Here is an 18,288-nt window from a genome sequence, read left to right on the forward strand (position 1 = left end):
GATGCGCGTATTCCCTTGAAAACACTACGGTTGCGTACGGTTGAAATGTTTGATCGGCGCAGTTTCCACGGGCATTCTCGGGCGCTTGTTTCCCTGTTCTTCGCTTCCAGGATTGTGCTTCATGACCCGTCTCCACGCGTTCAACCGCGAACAGCTGCTGGCCAGCGCACGCGGTGAACTGTTCGGCACCGCTGCCGGCCGTCTGCCCAACGACCCGATGCTGATGTTCGACCGCATCACCGACATCCGCGAGGACGGCGGACCGCATGGCAAAGGCATGGTACGCGCCGAACTGGATATCCGCCCGGACCTGTGGTTCTTCGGCTGCCATTTCATTGGCGACCCGGTGATGCCCGGCTGCCTGGGCCTGGACGCCATGTGGCAGCTGACCGGCTTCTTCCTGACCTGGCTGGGCGCCCCCGGCAAGGGCCGCGCGCTGGGCTGTGGCGAAGTGAAGTTCACCGGCCAGGTGCTGCCGGAAGCCAAGCTCGTGCGTTACGAGATCGACATCAGCCGCGTCATCAACCGCAAGCTGGTGATGGCCCAGTCGGACGCCCGCATGTACGTGGATGACCGCGAAATCTACAGCGCGCGCGACCTGCGCGTCGGCCTGTTCACCGAAACCGGGAGCTTCTGATGCGTCGCGTCGTCATCACCGGCATGGGCATCACGTCCTGCCTCGGCAATGATCTGGATACCGTTTCGGCCGCGCTGCGCCAAGGGCGCTCGGGCATCACCGCCCTGGCCGACCACGCCGAAGCGGGCCTGCGCAGCCAGGTCGGCGGTCGTGTCGACCTCGATCTGGAGGCGCTGATCGACCGCAAGCAGAAGCGCTTCATGAGCGATGCAGCGGCCTTCGCCTATCTGGCCATGCGCGATGCCATCGCCGATGCCGGGCTCAGCGCCGAGCAGGTCAGCAGCCTGCGCACCGGCCTGATCGCCGGTTCCGGTGGCGGCTCCAGCGAATGGCAGATCGGCGCGGTCGACCTGCTGCGCGAACGTGGTGTGCGCAAGGTCGGCCCGTACATGGTGCCGCGCACGATGTGCTCGACGGTCTCGGCCTGCCTGGCCACGGCCTACCAGATCAAGGGCGTCAGCTATTCGCTGTCGGCCGCCTGCGCGACCTCGGCGCACTGTATCGGCGCGGCCGCGGACATGATCCGCCATGGCGCGCAGGACATCATGTTCGCCGGTGGCGGTGAAGACCTGCACTGGTCGATGAGCGTGATGTTCGATGCGATGGGCGCGCTGTCGACCAGCTTCAACGAAACCCCGGCCAGCGCCTCGCGTCCGTACGACAAGGACCGCGACGGCTTCGTCATCGCCGGTGGTGGCGGCATGCTGGTGCTGGAGGACTACGACCACGCCGTTGCGCGCGGCGCGCACATCCACGCCGAACTGATCGGCTATGGCGTGACCTCCGACGGCGCCGACATGGTCGCTCCGTCCGGCGAAGGCGCGGTGCGCTGCATGAAGATGGCGCTGCAGGGCGTCGATCGCCCGCTGGACTACCTCAATACCCACGGCACCTCCACGCCGCTGGGCGACGTCACCGAGCTCAATGCGATCCGCGAAGTGTTCGGCGATGCGGTGCCGCCGCTGTCCTCGACCAAGGCGCTGTCCGGCCATTCGCTCGGTGCGGCCAGCGTGCACGAGGCGATCTACTGCCTGCTGATGATGCGCGATGGCTTCGTTGCCGGTTCGGCCAACATCGGCGAGCTGGACCCGAAGGTGGAGAGCTTCCCGATCCTGCGCGAAAGCCGCGAGCAGAAGCTGGATACGGTGATGTCCAACAGCTTCGGCTTCGGTGGCACCAACGCCGCGCTGGTGTTCGGGCGGGTGTGATGGGGCAGGTGTGCCGACCAACGGTCGGCACCTACCGGTTACCTCGGCAACAACGGCAGCAGGAGCGCGTGCGCGTCCACCAGCGAGCCGACGATGCGGTGGCCCAGTGCGCGCAGTTCTTCGTCAGGATGCACCAGGTCAGGCACCTGGATCACGGTCATGCCGGCCGCCAGCGCCGCACGCGTACCGGCCGGTGAGTCTTCCAGCGCCAGGCAGCGTTCCGGCGCCTGGCCCAGCCGCTGCGCGGCCAGCAGGTAGATATCCGGCGCCGGCTTCGGCCGCGCCACGTCGCCACTGGTGATCACCGCATCGAAGTACGGCAGCAGGCCAGCGGCCGTCAGCTTGCGGTTGGCCCGCGGCTGCCGCGTGGTGGTTGCCACCGCACGCGGTACCGCGTGCGCCTTCAACAGCTCCAGCAGCTCCAGGATGCCCGGCCGCAGCGGCAGGCCGGTCTGGGTGCGTGCTTCGTACAGCTCATGGCAGCGTGCAGCCACCGCCTCGATCACGCTGTCCTCGATCCCCTGCGCACGCAACAGCGCGTGCGTGTCGCGGTCACCGAGGCCGACCATGCGCAGGAACACGGCCTCGTCCAGGCCCAGTCCGAATTCGTCGGCGGCCTCGCTCCAACAGGCCAGCGAGACCCGCTCGCTGTCGATCATCAGGCCGTCCATGTCGAAGATGACGGCGTCGGGGAGGAACGGCAGCGCAGCGATGGTGGTCATGGAGCGAACAGCGTATCCAGGTCGGTGGAGGTGAGCTGCCGCCATTGCCCTTCGTCCAGCCCCTGCAGGTCCAGCCCGCCGACGCGGCTGCGGTGCAGGGCCTGCACGTGGTTGCCGGTGGCGGCGAACATGCGGCGTACCTGATGGTAGCGGCCTTCGTGCAGCACCAGGCGCGCGTGGCGCGCATCCAGCACTTCCAGTTCAGCCGGCAGCAGGGGCGTCTTCTCGGACTCCAGCATCAGCGTACCGCTGGCGAACAACGCGACCTCGTCGCCGCGCAGGTCGTCGCTCAACTCGACCTCATAGACTTTCGGCAGCTTCGACTTCGGCGAGATGATCCGGTGCAGCAGGCCGCCATCGTCGGTCAGCAGCAGCAGGCCACTGGTCTCGCGGTCGAGGCGGCCCACCGTGGACAGCACCGGATCGCGATCGCGGAAGCGCGGCGGCAGCAGATCGTAGATCAGGCGGCCGGTGTCCTTGGTCGAGCAGGTGTAGCCGGCCGGCTTGTGCAGCGCGATCGACAGGCCCACCGGCGGGTCCAGCGGCTCGCCGTCGACACGGATCGCCTCGTGCGGCACCTGGTCGTCGGCATACAGCACCTCGCCATCGGCGTCGGTGACGCGGCCTTCGCGGAACATCCACTGCACCTGCTTGCGGCTGCCATAGCCCAGGTTGGCGATGAGCTTGACCAGCTTCACTTGCCCTTCCCCTTCACCGCTTCCACCAGCTTGAAGCCATCACGCTCGGCGATCACGCGCACCGCGCCAAAGCTCTCGTTGAGCGTGTACTCGTACGGCAGGTGGCGGTTGGCCACCACGTACAGGCGTCCGCCCGGGCGCAGCGCCTGCGCGGCCACGGCGATGAAGCGCTGGCCGATGTCCGGGCGATCGGCGCGCGACGGCGTGTGGAACGGCGGGTTGCTGATGATGACGTCGTAGCCCGGTTCGATGCCGGCGGTGACGTCCTGCCACAGGAAGCGCAGCGGCAGCGGGCGCGGCGGCGGCGCCAGATTGAGTTCGGCCAGTGCCAGCGCGCGCTGCTCGGCTTCGTACAGGTCCAGCGCGGTGATCTTCGGGCAGCGTTCCAGCAGCTCGCGCGACAGGTAGCCGTAGCCCGCGCCGAGGTCGGCGGCACGCCCGGCCAGGTCGGCCGGCAGGTGTTCGGCCAACAGCGCCGACGCCGGGTCGATGCGATCCCAGGCGAACACGCCCGGGCGGCTGAGGAAACGGCCCCCGACAATCGGGCGCACTGCATCCAGCGCCGACCAGCGCTTGGCCAGGTCGGCGTCGTGCTGGCCCTGCATCGGCGCGGTCCAGTACACGCGGCAGTGATTCTTGGTCAGGCTGCCGCCGAGGCCGGTCAGCTGCTTGAGGTCACCCTCGCCCGAGCGTGCGCCTTCGTTGTTGGACTGGCAGGCAACGATGCGGCCGCCGTCGGCGACCAGCGCCAGCGCGCGAGCGAACAGCGCGCGGGCTTCTTCACGCTGGCGCGGCGGCAGCACCAGCACCAGCGGGTAGCGGCCCTTGCCGGCCACATCATCCAGCTGGCCGCTGACGGTCCAGCCGGCGGCCTGCTGCAGCGGCTGCGCGAACGGGGCGAAGCTCTGCTCGCAATGCACCTCGCGGTTGCCGGCCACTTCGCGCAGCGGCCAGCCGTCGCGGGCCCGCAGGAAAGCCACGGAGCCTTCCGGCCAGCGCAGGGCGCCTTGGGAGTACGGCAGGAACAGGGTCTGCAGGGGGGCGTCGTCGCTGGAGGCCATCGGCGCGGGTACTTCAAGCGTGAGGGCCGTCCATTGTACCGGCTTGACCGGGCCGGCCCCGGCAGCCGCTTTGCGAAACCCGAACGGGGCCTTGATCTGCCAGCAACATCGTAACGTTCAGGGTAGAGGCTCCCCCGGAAACCCAGGAGAACCTGCATGCGAGCCTTGTTCGTCGGTGGCGTGGTCGACAACAGTGAAATGGACCTGGAAGGCAGCCATCCGCCCGTGCATTACCCCGAGGACACCGGCGGCGGCCACTCGCGCTACCGGCTGCACCAGGTCGGTCATGGTGCCGACGGCAGCGTGGCCTATGCGGTGTATGGCGCGCCGGACCTGGCCGATGACGAGGTGGCGAGGGTTGCGGAGGAGCGGGCGTATGCACGCCGGTTCGAGGCGACGCCGACCCTTTTCGAGCACTGAGCGCAGCAGCCACGCATGGCGTGGCTCTACTGCAACCTCTGGTAGATCCACGCCAAGCGGGGATGGACCCGGCAGGTTGCCGTCAAACCCTCGGCGGCAACCTGCGGATGCTGGCGATCTCGTCCAACCACACATGGTGCTGCTGCACCGGCGTGTCGTAGTCATCCAGGCGCAGCTGGCCGTTGCTGCCTTCATCACCAGCGACGTTGCGGTATTGCTGCACGGTTGGCCTCACGGCCACCGTGCCGAGCAGGCGGCGGCCATCGTGCAGAATCAGTTCCACCTGCGTTTCGCCATCCAGCTGCGGCAGCAGGGCTTCCAGGCGCGCGATCTGCGCCGGATCGGTGTGGATACGTGGAGCTATACGGGACATCGGCGACCTCCTGATTGCAGGGTCGCCGATCGGCCGTGAATGTTCAGTGCAGCGCGTCCGCGCGCGGCACCTGCACCTTGCGTACGGCAGCCACCAGCTGCGCCACCGAGTACGGCTTGGCGACATGCTCCTGGAAGCCCGACGCCAGCGCGCGGCGGCGGTCATCGGCACGCGCCAGTGCAGTCACCGCCACCGCAGGCAAGGTTGCCGCGTCCACGCCCATGTCCTCGCGCAGCGTGCGCACCAGCCCATAGCCATCCATGCCCGGCATGCCGATGTCGGTCAGCATCACGTGGTACTGCAGATGGCCGTTGTCGGCCAGCAGTGCCAGTGCCTCGCCGGCCGAGCTGGCCGCCGACACGCTGGCGCCCTGCTCTTCCAGCATGCGCCGCAGATACTCCAGCACCTCCGGCTGGTCTTCCACCGCCAGCACATGCATGCCCCGCAGCGGATACGGTTCGACGATCACCGGCTCCAGGATCGGCCCGCTGATGACTTCGCGCAGCGGCCGGCGCTCGGCATCCGGCAGGTGCTGGGGCAGGCGCACGGTAAACGTGGCGCCGTGGCCATGGCCTTCGCTGGCGGCGGCGACGGTGCCGCCGTGCAGTTCGACCAGCTGCTGCACGATCGCCAGGCCCAGGCCGAGGCCGCCATGGCGGCGCGTGGTGGTGCCATCGGCCTGGCGGAAGCGGCTGAACAGGTGGTTGAGGAACTCCGGTGCGATGCCATCGCCGGTGTCGCGCACCGTAATCACCCAGTGGATGCCGTCGGCCTGCAGCTGAACGTCGATGCGGCCCTCGGCCGGGGTGAACTTGATCGCATTCGAGAGCAGGTTCCAGAACACCTGCTGCAGGCGCGTGGCATCGCCCAATACCAGGCTGGGCTGCTCGGGCAGCTGCAGGTGCACGTCCAGCGCCTTGCCTTCGGCCACCAGTTCCTGCGCGCCGATGGCTTCGCCAAGCAGCGTGCGCAGGTCCAGCACTTCCACCTCCAGCTGTACCTTGCCCAGCAGCATGCTGCTGAGGTCGAGCATGTCCGAGATCAGCCGCTTCTGCGCACCGGCGCTGTTGGCGATCACGTTCAGGCCCTTGTACAGCGGGCTGGTGTTGTCCACGCGCTGCAGCAGCAGCTCGCTCCAACCGAGGATGGTGGTCAGCGGCGTGCGCAGCTCGTGCGACAGCGTGGCCAGGAACTCGTCCTTCAGCCGCGCCATGTTCTCGGCGGCGCTGCGCGCGGCGCGTTCGGACTGCAGCAGTTCCTCGCGTGCCAGTTCGATCTCGCGGCGCTCGGTCACGTCCGGGCTGCTGCCAGCCAGGCCGATGAAGCGGCCCATGCGCGAGAAGCGCGGGCGCGCGTTCATCTCCAGCCAGCGCCACTGGCCGTCGGCGCGCCGCGCACGTACCAGCGCATGCATCGAACGCTGCGCCTTCAGTGCTTCCTGCAGCTCGTACTCGAATACGGACGCATCGTCTGGATGCACCAGGCCGCGCCAGACATCTTCAGGAACGCGCGTTTCGTCGCCACCGAAAAACTCGCTGAAGGCGCTGTTGACGAAGCGGGCGTGGCCGCGCTCGTCGAGCACCCATACCGGCATCGGCAGGCCATCGGCCAGTGCGCTGAAGCGGGCTTCGCTTTCGCCCAGCTCCACTTCCATCTGCTTGCGCGCGGTGATGTCGAAGAACAGGATGCCGACCTTGTCTTCGCCCGGACGACCAACGCGCACCGCATCAACCGCGAACGAGCGGCCCAGGGCGCGCGCTTCCATCTCGAACTGGGCGGGGCGACCACTGCGGGCCACTTCACCGTAGATGCGGAACCAGTCTTCCTCGTGGTTCGGTTCCAACGCACTCATGCGCTGACCGCGTGCGTCCTTCAGGCCGGTATGGCGCTCGAAGGCGTCGTTGACCTCGATGAAACGATAGTCCACCGCGCGGTCGCCTTCGAACAGCACCTGGATCACGCAGAAACCGGCGTTGATGCGCTCAAGCACGCCATGATGCAGGTCGGGTTCGGGCGCCGGCACCAACATCGGTGGGCGCTCCACTAGGGGCGGCAGTGTGGACAAGGGCGTCTGGACGGGCCGGATTGGAGATACAGCATGTTCCAGAGAGCGTATTCACAGCGTCAAGCGCCGTCAGTCAGGGTTGACGACGATGAATTGGCGGTAACCCCCCTTGCATACGACGCAGCCGGCCATTGCAGTGACCCGGCCACCGGATCACACTCAATCCGTGATCAACATCGTCCCCAGCGCGGGGACGCAGGAGACCGTCATGAAACGCGCACTCGTGATTGCCCTGCTGGCAGGCTCCCTGGTGGCGGGCGGCGCCAACGCTGCAGCGCGCAACGTAACCGGTACGGACGCGCCGCGTGCGTTGCAGGCCAATGGCCCGGTCAGCGTGAAATGGGCGGATCCGGCCACGTTCACCGAGATCCGCCAGAGCACCAACCGCTTCGAGGCCGAACGCGGTGACTGGGTACAGCAGCTGGCCCGCTACCTGCAGACCACCGCTGCCAAGCCGCTGCAGCCTGGGCAGACCCTCGATGTCACCCTGGTGGACATCAAGCGTGCCGGTGACTACGAGCCGTGGCACGGCCCGCGTGCGCGCGACATCCGCGTGATGCGTGATATCTACCCGCCCCGCATCACCCTGCAGTACACGTTGAAGGACGCCGACGGCCGTATTGTGAGCGAAGGCGACGCCCGCCTGAGCGACTCCGGCTACCTGCAGGGCAGTGGGTTGCTGACCAACAGCGATCCGCTGCGCTACGAGAAGCGCCTGATTGATGACTGGGTGAAGCGCCAGCTGGCCAGCCAGGCCACCGCTGCGCGCTAGGCCCCTCAGCAGGTGTCGACCCTGGTCGACACGTATTCACGGCGCCGACCAAGGTCGGCCGCTACCAGAGCCGCGCATGACGACCGCTGCGCGCCAGGCTCCCGGTAGGTGTCGACCCTGGTCGACACGCATTCACCGCGCCGACCAAGGTCGGCCGCGACCGGAGCTGCGCATGGCGACCGCTGCGCGCCAGGCCCCCCGGTAGGTGTCGACCTTGGTCGACACGCATTACAGGGCGCCGACCAAGGTCGGCCGCTACCGAAGCCGAGCGTGGGCTCGGCGCTACACGTACACCTTCGCCACGCGCTTGACCGCGCACGGCAGCTGGTACGCGCTCACGCCGCATCGCGGCGCCAGTTCCGCCAACGTCGGCGCACTGCCCCACAGTTCCACCACGCTGCCCACCGCGGCCTGCGGATGCGCGGTCAGGTCCACCGTCAGCATGTCCATCGACACGCGCCCGATCAGTGCGCCGGGCTGGCCATCGATCAATACCGGCGTGCCATTCGGGGCGAACTGCGGATAACCGTCGGCATAGCCGAGTGCAACCACACCCACGCGGGTGCGCGCCTTGGCCACGAAGCGCGCGCCATAACCCACCGGCTCACCCGCTTCGATCCAGCGTTCGGCAATCACCTTCGACTGCATCGTCATCACCGGGCGCAGGCGCTCGGTCAGCGTGGTGTCGTCCGGCAGCGGGTTCGCGCCATACAGCATCAGGCCCGGGCGCACCCAGTCACTGCGCACGTCCGGCCAGCCCAGCAGCGCCGGCGAGTTGCAGACGCTGGTCTCGCCGTGCAGGCCGTCGATGGCGCGCGCGAAGGTCGCCGCCTGTTCGTGGGTGCGTTCGCTGTCCAGCTCGTCGGCGCGCGCCAGGTGGGTCATCAGCACGATGCGCTCGACCTGCGGCAGCGCTGACAGGCGCGCGTGCGCCGCGCGGAAGCTGTCCACGTCCAGGCCGAGGCGATGCATGCCGCTGTCCAGCTTCAGCCACACCGTCAACGGGCGCGGGCTGTCGAAGGCGGCGACGGCCTCCAGCTGCCACGGCGAACCCACGGCGAACCAGAAATCATGCTCGGCCACCAGCGCCATGTCGCTGGGTTCGAAGATGCCTTCCAGCAGCAGGATCGGCGCACGGATGCCGGCCTGGCGCAGTTCCAGCGCCTCTTCGATGGTGGCCACGCCGAAGCCATCGGCCTCGCCTTCAAGCGCCTGCGCACAGCGCACCGCGCCATGCCCATAGGCATCAGCCTTGATGATCGCCAGGGCCTTGCCACCGCCCAGTTCACGGGCGAGCCGGTAATTGCTGCGCAGGGCGCCCAGATCGATCAGCGCGCGGGCAGGACGCATGTGCGGTTCTCTTGTTGCGGCGCGTGACCGTACTGGCCGTAGCGGAAAATATCCAGGCCTTCGGTGCTGATCTGCGGCTGGCGCGCGCTCATCAGGTCAGCCAGGTAGCGGCCCGAGCCGCAGGCCATGGTCCAGCCCAGGGTGCCGTGGCCGGTGTTGAGGTACAGGTTGCGGAACGGCGTGGCGCCGATCACCGGCGTACCGTCCGGCGTGGCCGGGCGCAGGCCGGTCCAGAACTGCGCGCGCGACAGGTCGCCGCCCTTCGGATAGAGGTCGCTGACCACCAGCTCCAGGGTCTCGCGGCGTCGCTGCGACAGCGACAGGTCGAAGCCGGCCACTTCGGCCATGCCACCGACGCGGATGCGGTCGTCGAAGCGGGTGACCGCCACCTTGTAGCTCTCGTCGAGGATGGTCGAGGTCGGCGCCATCGCCGGGTCGGTGATCGGCAGGGTCAGCGAATAGCCCTTCAGCGGGTACACCGGCAGGCGCATGCCCAGCGGTGCGACCAGCGCCGGCGAATAGCTGCCGAGCGCGACCACGAAGCGGTCGGCGGTTTCCAGCTTGCCGTCGATGCGCACGCCGGTGATGCGGTCGCCATCGAACTCCAGGCCGGTGATGTCCTGGTCGAAGCGGAACTCGACACCGGCCTCCACGCACATCTGCGCCAGGCGACGGGTGAACAGCTGGCAGTCGCCGGTCTGGTCACGCGGCAGGCGCAGCGCACCGACCAGGCCATCGACATGCGCCAGGGCCGGTTCGGCCTGGATGATGCCGGCGCGGTCCAACACCTCGTACGGCACGCCGTACTGGGCCAGGATCTCGATGTCCTGCGCCGAGGCATCCAGCTGCTGCTGGGTGCGGAACAGCTGGGTGGTGCCCAGGTCGCGGCCTTCGAATTCGATGCCGATCTGCGCGCGCAGCTCGTTCAGGCAGTCGCGGCTGTACTCGGACATGCGCACCATGCGCGCCTTGTTGATCGCATAACGCTCGTGGGTGCAGTTGCGCAGCATCTGCCACAGCCAGCGGTACTGGGCCAGGTCCATGCCCGGTTTGATCGCCAGCGGCGCGTGCTTCTCGAACAGCCAGCCGATGGCCTTCTTCGGCACGCCCGGGGCCGCCCACGGCGAGGTGTAGCCGAACGACAGCTGGCCGGCATTGGCGAAGCTGGTTTCCAGCGCCGGGCCGGGTTGGCGGTCGATGACCGTGACTTCAAACCCGGCCTGTCGCAGGTACCAGGCACTGGTGGTACCAATCACGCCGCTGCCGAGAACTAGGACTCGCATGGGACTTCTCCAACCCGATCATTCCCTGCACTGGAGCGCACAGGGACCATAATTGGGGAAGTATAGACAGCCATTCCCAGTTGATTTGCCTGTTTTGAAATCAACCGGCAGGATGTTCTCCTGCAATTCATTCCCCAAGGTTGACGACCATGGCCACCCGTACCCGCGAACTGGACAAGATCGACCGCAAGATCCTGCGCATCCTGCAGGCCGAGGGCCGTATTTCCTTCACCGAACTGGGCGAGCGGGTCGGCCTGTCGACCACGCCGTGCACGGAGCGCGTGCGCCGGTTGGAGCGCGAAGCGGTGATCACCGGCTACCACGCCCACCTCGACCCGGCCGCAGTGAAGGCCAGCCTGCTGGTGTTCGTGGAAATCAGCCTGGCCTACAAGTCCGGCGACATTTTCGAGGAGTTCCGGCGCGCGGCGCTGAAGCTGCCCAACGTGCTGGAGTGCCATCTGGTGTCGGGCGACTTCGATTACCTGCTGAAAGCGCGGATCAGCGAAATGGCCTCCTACCGCAAGCTGCTCGGCAGCACGTTGCTGACACTGCCGCACGTGCGCGAGTCGAAAAGCTACATCGTGATGGAAGAAGTGAAGGAAACGCTGAGCTTGCCGATTCCGGATTGAAGCGGTTGCGATCGGGGTCAGAGCCCGCGTTGCGGGCTCTGACCCCGGTCATGGCAACAGTCAACGCTGCTGTGGATGTTTCTGCGAGCGCTGTTCCTGCTGCTTGCCGCCCTTGTGCGGCTGCTGCGGGTCCATCTGCTGTTGCTGTTGCTGCTGCGGGTTGCGGCCCTGCGGTTCCTTGCCGGGATGACGGTTCTGCTGGTTTTTCATGATCGCGATCCAGTGGACAAAGGACATGCGGCGGCGAAATGCCGGCGCACGGTCACGTTGGTCCCGGAACGGTTAATCGCAGGCGAAAAAGCAGTGATTGGCAGACCGTTGTTTTCGTGCGTTCAGCCCGCACAGCCTGCAGCCGCTGCCCACCTGGATTGGCGTTGGAGGTCAGCGCTTGATCTGCTGGCCATCGCCGGCCGGCACGCTGTCGTAATAGCGGCCGGTGCGCGAGTCGAACACGCGGTTCGGGCCGGCCGGGCGCACCCCGGGAACGATGCGGCCATTGCGGTCATAGACCTTGTCGGCAGACTTCGGGACCGGCGCCGGCGCGACCTGGGCCGGACCGGTGGACTTGATCGGCTGCGTCGGCTGTGGCGAGGGCAGTACCTGCGGCTGCGGGCGCGCGGCCTGTGGTGGCGGCACCACCGGCTGCGGTGCCACGGTGGTGGCACTGCGGGTGGCGGTCGGGCTCGACGACGTCGGTACCTGGGCCTGCGCGACCAGCGGCAGCAGGGCCATCAACAACAGGGGAAGGATCGGTTTCATGGCACGCTCCGACGTGGATCGTCTTCACCATGCGCCAACGCCTGTGTGCCGCCCATGAACGGCCATCACACTTGCAAGCGGGCGCCAGCACCCCCACGTTTTCCGGCATCCCCAGGCCATCGACCCCACGGAGCGCCGCCATGACCGCCTTCGATCTGACGCCCCCCACTGCCACCCAGACCGAGGCGCTGGTTGCCGGCCTCAGCAGCGAGGAGCGCCGCGTGCTGCTGCAGCACGGCACCGAAGCGCCGTTCTGCGGGGTATTCCTCGACAACAAACGCGAGGGTGTCTACTGCTGCCGCCTGTGCGCGCTGCCACTGTTCCGCTCCAGCACCAAGTTCGATTCCGGCACCGGCTGGCCCAGCTTCTTTGCTCCGTTCGACCCAGCGCACGTACGCGAGATCCGCGATACCAGCCATGGCATGGTGCGCACCGAGATCACCTGCGCGCGCTGCGGCAGCCATCTGGGCCACGTATTCCCGGATGGTCCGCCGCCCACCTACGAGCGCCACTGCCTGAACTCCGTCTCACTTTCGTTCACCGGCAATGGCGAGCCCTGGCCCGACCCGTTGCAGCGTGGCGGCGCAGAAAGCGGTGTGGCGGGCTGAAACACCCCCCCTTGACCGATTTCACAGAATTCCCTCTTCAGAAAACCGGGCGACGGGCCGACAAGGAGATATCCCCTCTCCTTGCGTCGCCCCATGCTCATCATCGTTGGATTCCTGGTCGTCATCATCAGCGTGATCGGGGGCTATCTCGGTGCCCACGGCCGCCTGGGTGCCCTCTGGCAGCCCTACGAGCTGGTCATCATCGGCGGCGCGGCGCTCGGCGCCTTCCTGGTCGGTACCCCGGCCAAGACCGTCAAGCAGACCCTGCAGGCCATGGTGGGCGTGTTCAAGGGCCCGCGCTACAAGCAGCAGGACTACATCGATGTGCTCAGCCTGCTCTATGAACTGCTCAACAAGGCCCGCCGCGAAGGCTTCATGGCGCTGGAAGACCATGTGGAGCGGCCGGCCGAGAGCGCGCTGTTCGGCAACTACCCCAAGGTGCAGGCCGACCACCACCTGATCGACTTCATCACCGACTGCCTGCGCCTGATGATCGGCAGCAACATCGAGCCGCACGAGCTGGAACCGCTGCTGGAACTGGAACTGGAAAAGCATCACGCCGAAGCCATGGCGCCGTCGCAGGTGTTGACCAAGGTCGCCGACGGATTGCCCGGTTTCGGCATCGTGGCGGCGGTGCTGGGCATCGTCATCACCATGGGCTCGATCGGCGGGGACATCGTCGAAGTGGGCGGCCATGTGGCCGGTGCGCTGGTCGGTACCTTCCTCGGCATCCTGCTGGGCTACGGCTTCGTCGGCCCGATGGCGGCGGCGATGGAAGCGCGCGCCGAACAGGACAGCCGCATCTACGAATCGGTCAAGACCGCCCTGCTGGCCTGCCTGCGCGGCTACAACCCGAAGATCGCGCTGGAGTTTGCCCGCAAGACGCTGCCGTCGAACGTGCGCCCGGCCTTCTCCGATTTCGAGCAGCACCTGAAGACGGTCAAGTAAGCCATGGCCGAGAACAAGCCCACCGTCATCGTCCGCCGGGTCAAGAAGGCCGGCCACGCCGCCCACCACGGCGGCTCGTGGAAGGTGGCCTACGCCGACTTCGTGACCGCGATGATGGCGTTCTTCCTGGTGCTGTGGCTGATGGCCACCACCAACAAGAACGACCGTGCGGCCATTTCCGAGTACTTCCGCAACCCCAGCCCGCTGAGTGGGCAGAACGCCACGCCGGCGCCCGGCATGGCCGGCCCGGGCGGCGCCAGCACCTCGATGATCAAGTTGGGCGGTGCCACCGACATCTCGCGCGGCAACAGCAACGATCCCTTCCAGAACCAGAAGGAGGCCGTGCCGCAGCCGGTGGACCAGCAGCAGCGCGACAAGCAGCAGCTGGAAGCGCTGATGAAGGAACTGCAGGAGGCGATCAGCAGGAGCCAGGCGCTGGAGCCGTTCAAGGACCAGCTGCTGCTGGACCTGACCCCGGAAGGCCTGCGCATCCAGATCGTGGACAAGCAGAACCGGCCCATGTTCGACCTTGGCAGCGCCACGCTGAAGCCGTACACGCAGCAGATCCTGCACGAACTGGCCGAGTACCTGAACCATGTGCCGAACCGGATCAGCCTGACCGGCCACACCGACATCACCGCCTATTCGGCCGCACGCGGCTATGGCAACTGGGAACTGAGCGCCGATCGTGCCAACGCCGCACGGCGCGCACTGGTGGACGGCGGCCTGGAGGACAGCAAGATCACCCGCGTGGTCGGCCTGTCCTCGTCGGTGCTGTTCGACAAGACCGACCCGCAGAACCCGATCAACCGCCGCATCAGCATCGTGGTGATGACCAAGGCCGCCGAGGAGGCCGCCCTGGCCGGTGCCGGCCCGCAGGTGGGGCTGTCGGCGCCCACCGCCGACCCGGACGTGCAGGCCGCGCCGGGGCCGGCAAAGTAGACGGCAGCTGCGGGCCCTGGTCCGCACATCCGGGAAAAGCGTGCGGACCAGGGCCCGCACGCACCAGGGGCATCACCCGGCGCACCCGCTACAATGGCGGTCTTTCCGTTTCCAGGTGATCCCACCCCATGTCCCAGAACTCCAAGGCCAAGCGCGACAAGCGCAAGAAGCAGCAGGCCAAGCGCCCGTTCCTGCGCCTGAACGCCCAGCAGCAGGTGCAGAACCATGCCGTGCTGACCAACGAAGACGGCCAGGTGGTCGCGGCCATCGGCCTGCAGGGCCGTGAGTGGCTGCTGGCCATCGGCGGCCAGACCATGGGCAACGCCGAGAACCCGGTGCCGATGCTGGCCATGCTCAAGCACCTGGCCAACGTGCAGGAAAAGGAAGGCCGCAAGGTCAACCTGGAATACTCCGAACTGCTGCAGAAGCTGCTGGACACCCTGGCGGCCGAATCCGAGCAGACCGCCGACGAGTACCTGGACAAGCTGGTCGCCGAGTTCGAAGGCGTCGACGCTGCTGAAGGCGAGGAAGGCGAAGCCGCCGAGGGCAACGTGGTCGAAGAAGCCGCTGCCGAGGCCGCTCCGGCCGCTCCGGCCGCTGACAGCGACAGCAAGCCGCAGGCCTGAACCGGCCGCGGCGGTGACGGTCTACGTCGATGACGCGGTGCATCCCTGGCGCGGACAGCGCTGGGCGCACCTGATGGCCGACACCCTGGCCGAGCTGCACGCGATGGCGGCGCAGCTCGGCATTCCCCCGCGGGCCTTCCAGAACAAGGCCAGCGGTGCCCACTACGATGTCACTTCCGAGCTGCGCGCACAGGCGATCGCGCTCGGTGCGCGGGCGATCTCAAGGCACACCGACCGTGACCTGGTCAAAGCGGTGATTGCCAACGCCAGGGCGCAGTACCGGCCGTAGGCCACGTCGCGGGTTCGCCGGCCACCAACCGGCACCGACCGGGTAGAGTCGACTGTCAGTCGACTGCTCTCCCATCCGGCCGCGAGAACCCCGCGCTGCGCGCGATAGTCGACCAACAGTCGACGCTACCCCGTCGGGTCGTCTCCAGCGGATCAACCCATCAGGGCGGGCCCAGCAGAACGTCCCCGCCGGGTGGTGCCGGGCGGATCGGCCCATCGCTCAGAACGGGTCGCTGCCCAGGCGGATTTCCACGTTCAGCAGCGAGCACAGCGCCAGCATTGCGTCGTCGTCGCGGGTCAGCGCCATCACGCCGGTGAAGCCGTCGCTGCCGGCATCCACGCTCCACAGCGTGTAGTTGTGCTCGCGCAGGCGGTCGAAGGCGGTGGACATCAGCTGCACGCCGTCCAGGTCTTCGGCGAAGTCCTCGTCATCCAGGTCGCCGCCCCAGTCCAGCTGCAGGTTGAAGCGCGCCGACAGCTCGTTCACCGCCGACTGCAGCGATTCCAGATCGTCGCGTTCCACCTCGAAACCCGACTGCCAGGCGATGGCCGTGAACAGGGCCGGCAGCCAGTCGCTGTCCGCTTCCAGCGGCTGCCCGTCCTCGGCCAGGTGCTCGCGCCAGCGGTTGAACTGCTGCAGGGCCAGTTCCTCGTCGCCCGGGTTGATCAGCACCAGCAGGTTCCAGACCCGTGCCTCGAAGCCATCTTCGTCGAAGTCGTGGATGTCTTCCTCGAAGTCGAAATAGTCGCTGTTGTCGGGCATGGCGGAACTTCCTCTGGGGCAGGCCGGCATTCTACGGTTTATCCTGTGCCGCTGAAGCCGGCCTTGGTGGCCGTCACTGTGAATGAAGCGATGAGCGATACCCCTCCCGACCACCTGGCGATCAACCCGGCCAGCCCCTTCCATGATGCGCAGGCGCTGGAGCGCGGCGTCGGCGTGCGTTTCAACGACGTCGAGCGTGACAACGTCGAGGAATACTCGGTCAGCGAAGGCTGGATCCGCGTGCAGGCCGGCAAGGCCCGCGACCGCCGCGGCAACCCGATGACCATCAAGGTCAAGGGCAAGGTCGAGGTGTATTTCCTGGACCAGAAGCCGGAATAAGCACGGCTCCCGGATCCTGGGGTCAGATCCCTTTCCTGCGGAAAGGGATCTGACCCCGATCAACGCGGACCAAGGTCCGCACCCACCCGGAGTACACGGTCATTCGCGCTTGCGCGATTCCAGCAGGTCCAGGTTGCGGATCAGGCGCCGCGAGATCTCATCGGAGATCACCCCGCGCCGGGTCAACCGGAACAGCTCCTCGCGCTCGGCATTGAGGCCGGCGCTGCGCAGCTGGCGGTAGCCCATTTCCATGCGCCGTACCTTCTCCGGGTCCACGTCGGGCCCATCACTGTCGCGCTCCAGGTGGCGCTGGTAGAGCAGGCTCACCCGCGAGGCGGCGTCGTTGTACAGCTGCACGTTCTCGGTGTTCTGGTTCATCACCAGCTGCTGGCGCATGCGCTCGACCCCGGCCAGCGCGGCCTTCGACGACAGCCGGCGTGCCAGGTCCTCTTCCTTGCGCTCGCCCGAGTCAGCCGGCAGCTGCAGGCCCTTCAGCAGCTGTGGCAGCGCGATGCTGGCGCCCAGCAGCGAGAACAGGATCACCGATGCGGCCAGGAAGATCACCAGATCACGCGCCGGGAACGCACTGCCGTCGGGCAGGAACAGCGGCAGGGTCAACACACCGGCCAGGGTGATCGCACCGCGCACGCCGGCCACCGAGGTCGCCACCACGATGCGCCAGTTCGGTGCCTCGCCCCGCTCCAGGCCGCGACGGCGCGCGCGCAGCAGGTTCCAGCGCAGCGACAACCACACCCACAACAGGCGCAGCACGACCAGTGCCAGATTGATCACCACCACATACACCAGCAGCCACCACGCACTCTGGTGGCCGGTCTCGTTCATGGTGGTGGTGGCGCGTTCGACGATGCCCGGCAGCTGCTCGCCCAGCAGCACGAACATGATGCCGTTGAAGCTGAACTGCAGCATGTTCCAGACCCCGGCGCGCTGCACGCGCATGCTGCCGGAGACGCGACCGGTCAGCTCGACATAGCTCATCGCGATACCGGCGGCGACCGCGGCGAGAATGCCCGAGGCATGGATCTCTTCGGCCAGCAGGTAGGCCGCGAACGGAATGAGCAGGTTGACCAGCATCGCCGCGCCGGGCTCCTCGCCAAAGCGGCGCCACAGCCAGCGCTGGAAGGTGGACACACCCAGCGTCACCGCCACGCCCACCGCCAATCCCGCCACCGCCACCCACACGAAGGTCAGCGAGGCCGTGGCCAGCGAGAAGGTGCCGGTCATCACCGCCGCCACCGCGAAGCGGAAGCAGACCAGGCCCGAGGCATCGTTCAGCAGCGACTCGCCTTCCAGGATGTGCATCAGGCGCTTGGGAATCGGCGCCTTCGAAGCAATCGCGCCCACCGCCACCGGGTCGGTCGGCGAGACGATGGCCGCCAGCGCGAAGCACACCGCCAGCGGCATCACTGGAATCAACCAGTGGATCAGGAAGCCGGCGCCGATGACGGTGAACACCACCAGGCCGAACGCCAGTTCGAGGATCGCGCCCTTGTCGCGGAACAGGCCCTGCTTGGGGATGCGCCAACCATCGAGGAACAGCAATGGCGGCAGGAACAGCAGGAAGAACACTTCCGGCTCCAGCGCGTGGCCACGGTTGAACACCCCGGCGATGACCGCACCCAGGCCGATCTGCACCAGCGGCAGCGGCAACGAGAACGGCAGGACGCGAACCAGGTAGCCGCTGGCGACAACGGCCACCAGCATCGCCAGGACGACTTCAATGGTATGCATGCTTCTTCCAGGAAGCGGCGCGTGGGGAGGCTTGGAGGCCAGCGCCGG

General features: G+C 67.3%; 22 protein-coding genes. 11 read left to right on the forward strand and 11 right to left on the reverse strand.

Annotated elements, in window-relative coordinates:
• Nucleotides 1-121: 121 nt before the first annotated feature.
• Nucleotides 122-637, forward strand: coding sequence for a 3-hydroxyacyl-[acyl-carrier-protein] dehydratase FabA (fabA, locus tag AC5P68_RS03870; RefSeq protein ID WP_005407930.1), 516 nt, complete (start codon nt 122-124; stop codon nt 635-637).
• On the forward strand, nt 637-1,845 hold the full coding sequence (fabB, locus tag AC5P68_RS03875) for a beta-ketoacyl-ACP synthase I (protein ID WP_111109132.1): 1,209 nt from the start codon (nt 637-639) through the stop codon (nt 1,843-1,845). The genes fabA and fabB overlap by 1 nt, the downstream gene beginning before the upstream one ends.
• 38 nt (nt 1,846-1,883) lie before the next feature.
• Here the strand turns inward: fabB and AC5P68_RS03880 are convergent, their stop codons facing one another.
• From AC5P68_RS03880 to AC5P68_RS03890, 3 genes are read right to left on the reverse strand one after another with little or no spacing between them, the layout of a single operon-like run.
• The gene (locus AC5P68_RS03880) at nt 1,884-2,567 is read right to left on the reverse strand and encodes an HAD family hydrolase (protein ID WP_164208260.1); all 684 of its coding nucleotides are present in this window, start codon (nt 2,565-2,567) and stop codon (nt 1,884-1,886) included.
• Nucleotides 2,564-3,265, reverse strand: coding sequence for a pseudouridine synthase (locus tag AC5P68_RS03885; RefSeq protein WP_049402679.1), 702 nt, complete (start codon nt 3,263-3,265; stop codon nt 2,564-2,566). Before AC5P68_RS03885 ends, AC5P68_RS03880 begins: the two co-directional genes overlap by 4 nt.
• Nucleotides 3,262-4,326 carry a class I SAM-dependent methyltransferase gene (locus AC5P68_RS03890; RefSeq protein ID WP_111109134.1) on the reverse strand — a complete coding sequence of 355 codons (1,065 nt, stop codon included), beginning with the start codon at nt 4,324-4,326 and terminating at the stop codon, nt 3,262-3,264. Before AC5P68_RS03890 ends, AC5P68_RS03885 begins: the two co-directional genes overlap by 4 nt.
• A gap of 156 nt (nt 4,327-4,482) precedes the next feature.
• On the opposite strand from AC5P68_RS03890, the gene AC5P68_RS03895 reads away from it, so the two are divergent.
• Nucleotides 4,483-4,746, forward strand: a complete 264-nt coding sequence (locus AC5P68_RS03895; RefSeq protein WP_005407925.1) for a hypothetical protein — start codon at nt 4,483-4,485, stop codon at nt 4,744-4,746.
• Between the two features lie 82 nt (nt 4,747-4,828).
• Here AC5P68_RS03895 and AC5P68_RS03900 read toward each other — a convergent pair whose 3' ends face one another.
• Nucleotides 4,829-5,119 carry a DUF3247 family protein gene (locus AC5P68_RS03900; RefSeq protein WP_024957100.1) on the reverse strand — a complete coding sequence of 97 codons (291 nt, stop codon included), beginning with the start codon at nt 5,117-5,119 and terminating at the stop codon, nt 4,829-4,831.
• A 43-nt stretch (nt 5,120-5,162) separates the two neighbouring features.
• Entirely contained in the window at nt 5,163-7,148 is a 1,986-nt protein-coding gene (locus AC5P68_RS03905) for a hybrid sensor histidine kinase/response regulator (RefSeq protein WP_049402677.1), read from the reverse strand.
• A gap of 244 nt (nt 7,149-7,392) precedes the next feature.
• Here AC5P68_RS03905 and AC5P68_RS03910 point away from each other — a divergent pair, with 244 nt between their 5' ends.
• On the forward strand, nt 7,393-7,956 hold the full coding sequence (locus AC5P68_RS03910) for a DUF3016 domain-containing protein (protein WP_049431987.1): 564 nt from the start codon (nt 7,393-7,395) through the stop codon (nt 7,954-7,956).
• A gap of 282 nt (nt 7,957-8,238) precedes the next feature.
• Here AC5P68_RS03910 and alr read toward each other — a convergent pair whose 3' ends face one another.
• Both alr and AC5P68_RS03920 read right to left on the reverse strand, forming a co-directional pair.
• Nucleotides 8,239-9,306, reverse strand: coding sequence for an alanine racemase (gene alr / locus AC5P68_RS03915; protein ID WP_005412128.1), 1,068 nt, complete (start codon nt 9,304-9,306; stop codon nt 8,239-8,241).
• Nucleotides 9,285-10,589: a D-amino acid dehydrogenase gene (locus AC5P68_RS03920; protein ID WP_033833710.1), complete on the reverse strand. Its 1,305-nt coding sequence runs from the start codon at nt 10,587-10,589 to the stop codon at nt 9,285-9,287. The genes alr and AC5P68_RS03920 overlap by 22 nt, the downstream gene beginning before the upstream one ends.
• Nucleotides 10,590-10,738: 149 nt before the next feature.
• Between AC5P68_RS03920 and AC5P68_RS03925 the strand changes: the two genes are divergently transcribed.
• Entirely contained in the window at nt 10,739-11,218 is a 480-nt protein-coding gene (locus tag AC5P68_RS03925) for an Lrp/AsnC ligand binding domain-containing protein (protein ID WP_004140558.1), read from the forward strand.
• Nucleotides 11,219-11,278: 60 nt separating this feature from the next.
• Here AC5P68_RS03925 and AC5P68_RS03930 read toward each other — a convergent pair whose 3' ends face one another.
• Both AC5P68_RS03930 and AC5P68_RS03935 read right to left on the reverse strand, forming a co-directional pair.
• Nucleotides 11,279-11,455: a hypothetical protein gene (locus AC5P68_RS03930; RefSeq protein WP_033833709.1), complete on the reverse strand. Its 177-nt coding sequence runs from the start codon at nt 11,453-11,455 to the stop codon at nt 11,279-11,281.
• Nucleotides 11,456-11,599: 144 nt separating this feature from the next.
• The gene (locus tag AC5P68_RS03935) at nt 11,600-11,977 is read right to left on the reverse strand and encodes a hypothetical protein (RefSeq protein ID WP_033833708.1); all 378 of its coding nucleotides are present in this window, start codon (nt 11,975-11,977) and stop codon (nt 11,600-11,602) included.
• Nucleotides 11,978-12,117: 140 nt separating this feature from the next.
• Between AC5P68_RS03935 and msrB the strand changes: the two genes are divergently transcribed.
• The 5 genes from msrB to AC5P68_RS03960 all read left to right on the forward strand — a co-directional run bounded on the left by msrB (nt 12,118) and on the right by AC5P68_RS03960 (nt 15,390).
• Nucleotides 12,118-12,585 (forward strand): peptide-methionine (R)-S-oxide reductase MsrB, encoded by a 468-nt coding sequence (gene msrB, locus AC5P68_RS03940; RefSeq protein WP_005412124.1) that lies wholly within the window; start codon nt 12,118-12,120, stop codon nt 12,583-12,585.
• Nucleotides 12,586-12,678: 93 nt separating this feature from the next.
• Nucleotides 12,679-13,533, forward strand: a complete 855-nt coding sequence (motA, locus tag AC5P68_RS03945) for a flagellar motor stator protein MotA (RefSeq protein ID WP_005407915.1) — start codon at nt 12,679-12,681, stop codon at nt 13,531-13,533.
• A gap of 3 nt (nt 13,534-13,536) precedes the next feature.
• Complete coding sequence (motB, locus tag AC5P68_RS03950) at nt 13,537-14,475, forward strand: flagellar motor protein MotB (protein WP_005412123.1); 939 nt, start codon at nt 13,537-13,539, stop codon at nt 14,473-14,475.
• Nucleotides 14,476-14,603: 128 nt separating this feature from the next.
• Entirely contained in the window at nt 14,604-15,101 is a 498-nt protein-coding gene (locus tag AC5P68_RS03955) for a hypothetical protein (RefSeq protein WP_049459303.1), read from the forward strand.
• A 13-nt stretch (nt 15,102-15,114) separates the two neighbouring features.
• Nucleotides 15,115-15,390 (forward strand): DUF4031 domain-containing protein, encoded by a 276-nt coding sequence (locus tag AC5P68_RS03960; RefSeq protein ID WP_033833707.1) that lies wholly within the window; start codon nt 15,115-15,117, stop codon nt 15,388-15,390.
• 219 nt (nt 15,391-15,609) lie between these two features.
• Here AC5P68_RS03960 and AC5P68_RS03965 read toward each other — a convergent pair whose 3' ends face one another.
• Nucleotides 15,610-16,152, reverse strand: coding sequence for a DUF6630 family protein (locus tag AC5P68_RS03965; RefSeq protein ID WP_005407911.1), 543 nt, complete (start codon nt 16,150-16,152; stop codon nt 15,610-15,612).
• Nucleotides 16,153-16,242: 90 nt separating this feature from the next.
• On the opposite strand from AC5P68_RS03965, the gene AC5P68_RS03970 reads away from it, so the two are divergent.
• The gene (locus AC5P68_RS03970) at nt 16,243-16,491 is read left to right on the forward strand and encodes a DUF3297 family protein (RefSeq protein ID WP_005415112.1); all 249 of its coding nucleotides are present in this window, start codon (nt 16,243-16,245) and stop codon (nt 16,489-16,491) included.
• 99 nt (nt 16,492-16,590) lie between these two features.
• On the opposite strand, the gene AC5P68_RS03975 is transcribed toward AC5P68_RS03970, so the two are convergent.
• Entirely contained in the window at nt 16,591-18,240 is a 1,650-nt protein-coding gene (locus AC5P68_RS03975) for a Na+/H+ antiporter (protein WP_005407909.1), read from the reverse strand.
• Between the last annotated feature and the right edge of the window lie 48 nt (nt 18,241-18,288).

This window comes from Stenotrophomonas sp. YJH_SMC_58 (assembly GCF_059369635.1).